The organism is Lysinibacillus sp. NPDC093216, from assembly GCF_050280325.1.
In the GTDB taxonomy this organism is placed as follows: domain Bacteria; phylum Bacillota; class Bacilli; order Bacillales_A; family Planococcaceae; genus Lysinibacillus.
Genome location: NZ_JBNNVB010000067.1, coordinates 1 through 1467, shown reverse-complemented (window position 1 = coordinate 1467; position 1467 = coordinate 1). Strand labels below are relative to the sequence as shown.

The following is a 1467-nucleotide window of genomic DNA, read 5'->3' as shown; positions in this document are numbered from 1 at the left end:
TTAAAGTGTACCCTTTGTAAAGGACATTTTGAAAAAAAGCTAAGCAACCTTTTGAAGCTGCTGTCTGTATTTTGCAGGCGGCAGCTTTTTCAAGTTCCATTGCCCTCGATAATGGTTGTAATACATCATATAACTTTTCACTTCTCGTTTTACTTCTTCTAATGTTTCGCACGCTTTCAGATTGGTTTCATCTTTAAAATGACCGAAGAAGGATTCTTGAGGGGCGTTATCCCAACAGTTCCCTCGACGTGACATAGATTGCCCTAGTCCCATTTCCTTCACAAGTTTCTGGAATTTTGGATTCGTATAATGGAATCCTTGATCTGAATGAATAAATGCATCTTTCGTTAAATGGTGGTGATTTCGCTTCAATTTACGAAGAGTATTGAGCGCAATATCCATACTTAAAGAAGCAGATACTTCATACGCTAAAATTTCGTTTGTTTCAGCGTCCTTAATCGTTAATAAATAAGCACGTTTGCCGTTTCCATACGTCAAATACGTGATATCTGTTAATAATACTTTTCCTGCTACACCTTGTTTAAAGTTACGCTGTAATTCATTTGGACATGTACGATGTTCTTTTGTTGCTTTGGCCATTCTACGTGCCGGATTCGCTTTTCGAATTGGGCATATAATCTCAAATTTCTTCATAATGCGGCGAATACGTTTTAAGTTATATGTAATTCCATATTGATTTTCTAACGTCATTTTAATCTGACGTGCACCTTTTCTACGTCCTCGGAAATGATACGCTTTTAAAATGATTTCTTTGGTTGCTTCATCTGCTAATTCATATGCTGCACGCTTTTGCATTGATTTCTCTGTGAAATAATTATAGTAACCTGAACGAGATACGCCCATAATTTCACATAGATAGCTTACTAAACGTTTTAGTTTATATTTTTGAATCGTTTTACTGATTAATTCAAACTTTAGTTCCGTTGCGATTGTTATTTCTTCTTTAACATCTGCCTTTCGAGTAGATCGAGCTTTTTTAAAAGTTCATTCTCCGCTTGTAATAATCTATTTTTCGCTTCTAATCGTGCAATTTTTTCTTCTAAACTTAATTCCCGTTCTGATGGACGACCTGAATTCGTTTTACGTGTATCTTGTAGACCAGCTACTCCAGTTGTACGATAAGCTGCACGCCAACGCTTTCCTGCTGAACTAATGCGCTTCAAACCAATCAGTTCAACATCTAAACCAGCCTCTTCAAAAATCGTTCTTGGGAGTTTCCCTTTTTCATTTTCTGCAATAAAATGGCGTTTAAATTCCTCAGTATAAGTAATCGCTTTATCACTAATAGCCTGGACATTAGGATTACATTTTAGTTGTTCTTGCTCTTTTTTAGTAAATAATCTCTTCGTCATTTATTCCGCTCCGACATCTTTTTTCTCATTATAAACAAAAGTACCCTATAGGATAGACTTTTTTCAAAGTGTCTATCTTATAGGGTACAGTTTA

Annotated in this window: 1 protein-coding gene; it reads right to left on the bottom strand. The window is 35.7% G+C overall.

Annotated features, from left to right (window positions below):
- Positions 1-39 precede the first annotated feature (39 nt).
- A protein-coding gene (locus ACQKOG_RS27095) for an IS3 family transposase (protein ID WP_427448593.1) occupies positions 40-1373 on the bottom strand; the annotation gives its coding sequence in 2 pieces (ribosomal slippage) (positions 40-989 and positions 989-1373; 1335 coding nt in all).
- Positions 1374-1467: the final 94 nt, after the last annotated feature.